Raw genomic sequence first — 7,774 nt, 5'->3', positions numbered from 1 at the left:
TTCGATCAGGGCGAGGGCCGCCGCCGGGCCTTCGGTTTCCGCCACCCCCGCGACGAAACGCTGGAACTGATAGGGCTTGAGTCCGCGGCGCAGCGCGGGCGCGGCCCACAGTTCCCGGTAGGCGCCCACCGCCTGCGGCACCCGGCCGAGGTCCCACGCAAGGTCGCCGCGCAAGCCGCTGTGGGCGATGCGCTGGGCCTCTGTGCCTGGAGCGGTGCGGCTGCGCTCGAGCACCTCGAGGGCTGCCTCGTAAGCACCGGTCTGAATCAGCAACAGCGCATCGTCCATGGCTGCCTGCAGGTCGAGCGCACCGGCCTCGAGCCCTCGGGCGTAAGCGGCTTTCGCCTCGTCGATCTCCCCCATCGCGAGCAAGAGCCAGCCCATGCGGCCGTAAAGCCGGGGGTGTTGCAGCGCGCCTCGCCGCAGCACGGCGACCGCCTCGCGGGCATCGCCCTGAAGCTCGACGGCCTTCGCGTATTGCTCCCACTCTGCGGCGGTGAGCGCGCCCGAACGCTCACGGGCACGCCAGTAGGCGATTTGCCCAGGCCCGGAACCCAAGGCGGTGGCAAGCCGGCCCAGCTGTTCGAGCGCCTCGGTGCTGAAATGACGCTCGAGCAAGGCCATCCATTGCCGCATGGCCGCGTCGGGCTGATTGCTCCACTCCAGCACCTGCGCGCGGCGTCGCGCCCACTCCTCGCTGGCTTGGTTCGCGAGGACCGCATCGGCGACGCGCAGCGCGAGCGGTAAGTCCGCGCCGCCCAGCGCCGCGCGCCAGGCCCACTCGGCCTGCTCGGGCGTCAACCGCGCCGTGCTGTTCTGCGCCGTGTTCGCTGCGGGCCACGCCTGAAGCAGCCACTGCCGGGCATCACCGGGTCGATTCGCCGCCAAGGCCCACTTCAGCAGCGACCAGGCCAGATCGGTGTCGACCGGTCCGCTGCGCGCCAGTGGCGCAACCGTGTCATAGGCCGCCACCGCATCGCCCGAAGCCAGCAAGGCCTGGGCCGCGAGCATCAGCAACTCGCGGCGGGCCACCGGATTGGACACCGCGCGCAAGGACCGCAGCGCAACTTCGGCGGCGCGCCGGTACTGCCCGATGCCCACCAGTGCCGACACCGCCTCGCGGGCTTGCGCCAGCGGCAGCGGCAGCAAGCGTTCGACCGACGCCGCGGTCCGCTCGATCAGCGCTGCATCGCCCAGCGCCTGAGCGGTAACCAGACGCTCGCGCCAAAGATCGAAACGCTCCGGCGGTGGGGCACGCGCCAGGAGCCTACGCAAGGCGGCTTCGGCGGCGGCCTGCTCGTCCGCCTTCCCCTGGGCTTGCGCGTCGAACCAGCGCCGCTGATAGACGCCCAAACGCAAAGCATCCGCGCGCGGGTCGTTGCCCAAGGGTGCCAGTGCCTCGAGCGCCGCATCGGGCTCGCCCGCGTGGAGGTAGCGCCGCGCAAGCTGCAGGCGCAGTTGGACATCGCCGCGACGCAGCCGCAACAATTGCTCGAGGTACTGAATCGCCAAACGGTCGTCCTGGCTGGCCTCCAAGAAACGCGCCAATTGCCGCTCCGGCCACATCACGGCCATGGCGGCGAGGCCAAGCAAGGCCAAGCCCACCAGAGTTCCGCGCGGGAACAGCCGACTGCGGCTGGGATCGTCCGGCACCACGGTCAGCGGTGGCGGACGACTGGAATGGCGATCGGGCGGCGCGGGCATGGGGTCTGCAGCGTCAGAACATCATCCAGCCCGAAACTCGAGCTCGATCGAACCGCGGCTGTGCTTGGATGCGAGGCGCCAAACGCCACCCGCCTCTCGTTCGATCCGCCAGCCCCTGCTGGCCGCATCCTTCACACGCCAGCCCGGTGGCCATTCGAACCGAACGTCGAGCGGGCCATGGCCGGAAAACTCGACCTCGAGGCGCTGGTCCATCGCCTCCCACCGGACCACGTCGGCATTGGCATCGACCAAGCGCGGCGCGGCAGCCGCAAGCTCGGAGGCGGTGCGCAGGACGACGGTCGAGGCCACGGCATGTAGGTAGCGCATCTGCGCATGTTCGTTGTAGCCCGCCAGTCCCTGACTGCGACGGAGATCGGGCGCAGCCGACGGCAGGGGCTGCCGCCACTGACGCAGGGCGTCGGGCGCACGCAATTGCCAGCCCCCGTCGAGCCGACGCGCGACCACGGCCCGCTGCCAGGCCAGGACACTCGCGAAATACTGGCTCGCATAGATCGTGTGCAGGGGCTGAGCCAGGGCCCAACGCCAGAGCTTGTGCAGGCTCTTGCCCCCCGCAGCATTCGAGACCACGTAGGGATGAAAGTAGAGGTTGATCGGCTTGAGCCGACGCGGCGCGTCGGTGAGCTCGAAGGTTTCGATGGCGCGCTCGAAGCCAAAAAACGGGCCGGTCCAATTGTTCGTGTAGGTCTGTTCGTTCGACATCGGCGCATACACCTGCCAACGGCCCCCTTTCGGGATCCCCAGCGGCCAGACATTGCAGAGGGTCGGTGCCGAGCGTGTGATCGTCGCCCCGCCGCCGTTGATGTTGCCCATGCCCGCGGCATACACCGCGGCAACCGCGCTGACGGGGGGATTGCAATCCCCAGGCCAGAGGAACATGCTGCACGCCTTCCCGGGTGGCAATAGGTTTTGCTCGATCCAGCTCTTCGAGCCGACAACCTCGGTCTCGGTGCTGAAGCGATAGCCCGGCACCGGCAGGTAGGCGCCGTATTTGAGCGGGTTGTAGGGACGGTGGCTGCTCTGCTCGCCTGCGGCCACGACCCAGTCGAACGGATGGCTCCAGCTGTGGCTGCCGGCTTCGACGAAGGGCAAGGCAAAGAGCCGACGCGCCCATTGCTGCCCGGCTTCAGCCGTCTCCGGGTAGACCCCTTCTTTCGAAATCTCGGCCACGACCGCAGCGCCCAGAATCGGCGTGCGGTAGACCTCGATGTACTCACGCAACAGCACCTCCGCGACCAGCGGGGAGCCGGGTCGGTCGCAGCGGTTGACCCAGCCATCGGCATCGAAATGCACGAAAAACGCCCGCCGCCCGACGCGGGTGGTGACGTCGGGCATCGGCGCGTCGCTCACGCGCAGCGCACGGCGGAAAAACTCGATCGGATCGACCGACCAGCGCACGCCGGCAGCCCCAGGCAAATTGAAGACGCCGAAGTTGCCCAGTGCGTAGCCGCCCCAGGGCGTGATGGCCGCGCCGTCCATGCGGCGACCATCGCGGGCTAGTGCCGAAAGCCAAACTTCGCTGCCCGCCCCCGCCGCCAACTCCACCGTATCGGTTGGAGCGATCAGCGGCAGCGCCTCGCCCGCGGGGGCCGCTGGTGGACGCTGCACCCGAATCGGCCCAGGCAGGGCATCGACCCCGGGTTGCAAGCCAAAATCGCGCAACAAGGCGGGTTCACTCTGCCCCAGAATGACACAGGGCACACCCTGCTCGCGCGCCAGCCGAAGCAAGGCGCGCGCGGGCTCGGGCACCTCGGATCGGTCGGACCACAACACCACGCCCGCGTAGCGGCCGGCCAGCGGCCCTTCCACCGGCGTCGCATCGCCAACGTATCGGTATTCGGGGACGAAGCCGTGGTATTCCAGCGGCAGTGCGCCATACATATGGGCGCTTTCGGCCTGCAGATCCGGCGTATTGCCGTCTGGGTTGGCGTGCAGCAGCAAAACCTTGCGCGGCAGCACCTCGATCGTGCTCACCCCAAGACTCGTCAGGGAGGGTTCGGCAACCCAAGGGATCAATCCCGCATCGGCGATGCGTCGCGCGGTCTGCCGGGCCAGCGGCCGCTCGGCGGGGGCGCAATAGTCGATGGCGACGCCCGCAATCCCGTAACGGCTGCGCAGCTCGGCAAAGCGGTCCAACAGCCAACGGCGGTCGGCCTCGGGCACTTCGCCGTAACGACGGCTTTGTGGGTCCCAGCGCTGGAACAGCGACTCGGCGGCGACCGCGAGCACGCTGGGGGCGAGTTCGGCATCGACCAGCTCGAAACCGCGGTTCAGCAGGAAACGAATGCCCTCGTATCGCTGCTGCAGTCCCCGCAGCGTGGCCCGCAAGGCCTGCGCCTGCTGTAAGCGCGCGGCGTCGGTTTTCGCGATGCGGTGATAGGAGTCCAGCGTGTCGAGGAAGAATGCCCGAAAGCCTGCCTTCCAAAGCGGTGCAATGATTCGCTCCACCACAAAGGCCGGCCAACGCGCATGGGTCTGGTCGATGATTTGGGCATCCCATTCGGGGTTGCGGCCGGCCACCGCACCTGCGGGCAGATCGGCCGCGTAGGGCCGGCTCGCCTGCACCTCTCCGAGCGAGACATAGGCCATCGCGAGCGTCTGCGGCGCGAGCCGCGCGACGACTGCCGGGTCCGCCGCCAGCGCATGTTCAGGCTCGAGCACGACGCCGTCGAACGCCGACAGTTCGTCGAACGGAATTTGCGCTCCGTAATAAAACGCCAGGGACTGCAGCGGCGCAGCAGCCTGGGTCGTGCGCGGCGCGCCGTCCAGCGACGAGCCGGATGCCGCTGCAGCCGCAGCCGAGCCGGCCAGCGCCGCAGGCAGCGGCCAAGTCAGCGGGGCGATACCCTTGAGAAATAGACGGCGTGGAATCATGGTTTTGAAGATAACCGATGATTCTCAACGAAGACGGTGGGCCTTCGTGGTCCAAAGGAACGACATAAACCTCGGACACGCGCAGTAGTTCACGTCGCCATGGCCGCACACTCACGCTCAGACCCGTCGCCGGTGCCCCCGTCCCCGGACACGTCCCCGCCGACACGCCGCCTCTTTATCGCCCTGTGGCCGGCCGGCCGGACCCGATCGGCGCTGCGGGCGAGGCAGGCGCTTGGAGCCTGGCCCCGCGGGGTGCGGCTGGGCGATGCGGCGCAGTTGCACCTGACCCTGCACTACCTGGGTGCCGTGCCCGAGTCCGAGTTGCCGCGCTGGATTCGACGACTCAAAGTCGCTTGCACCCTTTTCGACCTCGAGGGCGACCGCTACGCGCTGTGGCCACATGGCATTGCCGTTTGGATGCCCGTGGCCGTACCCGAGGGTCTGCTCACGCTGCACCAGCGCTTGGCAGACCGCATCGTCGCGGCAGGCCACCAGGTCGACCCTCGACCGTTTCAGCCCCATGTGACGCTGGCGCGCCGGGCTCAAGCCGCTGCACTCCCGCCGCCGCGCGGCGCTCGGGGCGTGCACTGGGCGGTGCGCGGATATGCTCTCGTTGAATCGTGCTCGTCGGCGCAGGGGGTGTTTTATCGCGTCCTGCACCGCTTCCGCTGCACGCCCCTTGAACCCCGAAGTCCTGGAGTTTTCGATGCGCATTTTGCACACCATGTTGCGGGTCGGTGACCTGCAGCGTTCGATCGACTTCTACACCCAGGTGCTGGGCATGACGCTGCTGCGCATCTCAGAGAACCCCGAATACAAATACTCGCTCGCCTTCCTCGGCTACGAAGGTGGAAACCCCGCGCAAGCCGAGATCGAGCTCACCTACAACTGGGGCGTGGATCGTTACGAAATCGGCACGGCCTACGGCCACATCGCGATCGGCGTGCCGGACATCTACGCCGCCTGCGACCGAATCCGCGCCGCTGGCGGCACCATCACGCGCGAACCCGGCCCGGTCAAAGGCGGCCGCACGGTGATCGCCTTCATCACCGACCCCGATGGCTACAAAATCGAACTCATCGAGCGGCCCGACGAGGCATCGTCCGGTACGAGCCTGCGTTGACGCCACCTCCGAAAGACCCCACGTCCATGACCGACACCGCCCGCCACCTCGCGCAGTTGCGCAAGAGCTACGAGAAGGCCGAACTCAGCGAGGCCCACTCGCACGCCGACCCGCTCAAACAGTTTGAGCAGTGGCTCGAGGAAGCCATCCGCGCCGAAATTCCCGAGCCCAACGCCATGACGCTCGCCACCGTCGGGCCAGACCTGCGCCCGAGCACGCGCGTGGTGCTCATCAAAGGCTACGACGCGCGCGGCATTGTCTGGTACACCAACTACCACAGCCGTAAAGGCCAGGAGCTCGCCGGCAACCCCTACGCCGCGCTGCAGTTTCATTGGGTCGAGCTCGAGCGCGTGGTGCGCATCGAAGGCGTGGTCGAGAAAGTCAGCCCTGAAGAGAGCGACGCGTATTTCCACAGCCGGCCGCTCGACAGCCGCATCGGCGCCTGGGCCAGCCCGCAAAGCGAAGTCATCCCCGACCGCAGCGTGCTCGTCACCGCCGCGGCCAAATACGGCGCGAAATTCATGCTCAACCCGCCGCGCCCGCCGCACTGGGGCGGCTACCGTCTCAAGCCCGATCAGTGGCAGTTCTGGCAAGGCCGTCGGAGCCGCCTGCATGACCGGCTGCGCTACCGCCTCGAAAACGGCGTCTGGGTGCGCGAACGCCTCGCGCCCTGACAGCGCCAGCGGCGGCGGCCTTACTGCGGCAGATATGGCACCAGCGCCATCGCCAGCGACACACTGACCAGCGCCAGCGCGGTCGATACCGCCACGCTCGCCGTCACCAGTGCCTCGGCGCGCCGGTAGCGCTGCGAGAACAAAAACACATTCGCCCCGATCGGCAGCGAGGCGGCCACCACCATCACCGCCAGCGGCAATCCGCGCAGGCCCGCGGCCCAGCCCGCCAGCCCCATCAGCATCGGGTGCACGAAGGTCTTGACTGCGGCAATCGCCAGCGCCCCTTTGAGCTGCGCGCCCACCGCCGTCTGCGCCAGCGTCACGCCCACCAGCACCAGCGCCACCGGCCCAAACGCATTGCCCAGCAGTTGCAGCGGCCGATCCACCACCGGCGGCAAACCCCAGCCGGTCTGCGCATACAGCAGGCCGGCGAGGATGGGCAGCGGCACCGGGTGAATCACTGCGTTCCGCACCGCCCGCGCCACCGTTCGCGCCAGGTGCCGCGGTGCCGCGCCGGGCTCGCGTGCGCGCTCGCGGGCCGAGAGCAGTTCCAGCACCACGGTCGCCAGCGTCAGCAGCACCAGCGCATGCGTGGAAATCAAGGTAAACAACTGCACCAGCCCCGCCTCGCCATACGCCAGCCCCACCAGCGGCACGCCGATCATCACCGTGTTGCTGAAGATCGACGCCAGCGCCAGCACCGCGGCGCGGCTGTCCCAACCCCGCAGCGCCAGCACCGCGAAAAACAACACCGCCGCGACTGCGTGGTAGAGCGCCATCGCGCCAAAGTCCAGCCGCTCGATGCGCACCGTGCTCATGGTGCGAAACAGCAGCGCCTGGGCCAGCACCAGAAACACCAGGTTGGAGAGGTCGCGCACCGACTCCGCCCGAATGACGCGCAGCCGCCCCGCGACGAACCCGACGCCGATCAACAGCCCCACCGGCAACAAGGCGGAGAGCACGGGGTGGTTGAACGTCACGGTCATGAAACAGGCAGTGGTCATGGGGCGGAGTCGGCGATGATGACACGCCGCCCTAGGGCAACGCAGACCGCCCCAGTACGGCCGCACGCAGCCAGCCCACGCGCCGCAGGCCTTGGTGTTCGCGGGTGGGGTCGTCGACTGGGTGCGCTTGGGCGGAGTGCAGGGCGATCATCCTAAGGCAACGCTGAACACCCCCCCAATTTCGCCCGGTCAGCGATGAGCCGAGTGCCGAGCTTGCACATTATGAGATTGGTGAGTCCAAATGGCACCAATCCGAGCCCGATTGGACTCAATTTTGCTTGGCGCATGCGCTCTGCGCCCATTTTGGGCGCACCTATGCCATGAGGCGCTGGCGCGCGAGGAAGATGTTGGCCAAACCCAGCGCCACAAAGCAGCGC

6 protein-coding genes are annotated in these 7,774 nt (G+C 68.1%); 3 read left to right on the top strand and 3 right to left on the bottom strand.

Features of this window, described 5'->3' with window-relative positions:
• Both JHC36_RS03455 and JHC36_RS03450 read right to left on the bottom strand, forming a co-directional pair.
• The coding region (locus JHC36_RS03455) for a hypothetical protein (protein WP_287915905.1) at positions 1-1,704 on the bottom strand (1,704 nt) is incomplete at its 3' end.
• 21 nt (positions 1,705-1,725) lie between these two features.
• Positions 1,726-4,596 carry a bifunctional glycoside hydrolase/polysaccharide deacetylase family protein gene (locus JHC36_RS03450; RefSeq protein WP_287915903.1) on the bottom strand — a complete coding sequence of 957 codons (2,871 nt, stop codon included), beginning with the start codon at positions 4,594-4,596 and terminating at the stop codon, positions 1,726-1,728.
• Positions 4,597-4,695: 99 nt separating this feature from the next.
• Here JHC36_RS03450 and thpR point away from each other — a divergent pair, with 99 nt between their 5' ends.
• The 3 genes from thpR to pdxH are packed head-to-tail and all read left to right on the top strand — an operon-like array spanning position 4,696 to position 6,393.
• The gene (gene thpR, locus JHC36_RS03445) at positions 4,696-5,337 is read left to right on the top strand and encodes an RNA 2',3'-cyclic phosphodiesterase (protein WP_287915901.1); all 642 of its coding nucleotides are present in this window, start codon (positions 4,696-4,698) and stop codon (positions 5,335-5,337) included.
• Entirely contained in the window at positions 5,303-5,719 is a 417-nt protein-coding gene (gloA, locus tag JHC36_RS03440; protein WP_287915898.1) for a lactoylglutathione lyase, read from the top strand. The genes thpR and gloA overlap by 35 nt, the downstream gene beginning before the upstream one ends.
• Before the next feature lie 26 nt (positions 5,720-5,745).
• Entirely contained in the window at positions 5,746-6,393 is a 648-nt protein-coding gene (gene pdxH / locus JHC36_RS03435; RefSeq protein ID WP_124219948.1) for a pyridoxamine 5'-phosphate oxidase, read from the top strand.
• A gap of 20 nt (positions 6,394-6,413) precedes the next feature.
• Here pdxH and JHC36_RS03430 read toward each other — a convergent pair whose 3' ends face one another.
• Complete coding sequence (locus JHC36_RS03430) at positions 6,414-7,397, bottom strand: AEC family transporter (protein ID WP_287915893.1); 984 nt, start codon at positions 7,395-7,397, stop codon at positions 6,414-6,416.
• Between the last annotated feature and the right edge of the window lie 377 nt (positions 7,398-7,774).

This window comes from Tibeticola sp. (assembly GCF_022759015.1).
Taxonomy (GTDB): domain Bacteria; phylum Pseudomonadota; class Gammaproteobacteria; order Burkholderiales; family Burkholderiaceae_C; genus Tibeticola; species Tibeticola sediminis.
The sequence above is the reverse complement of the archived record's forward strand: the minus strand, read 5'-3'. Positions and strand labels throughout refer to the sequence as shown.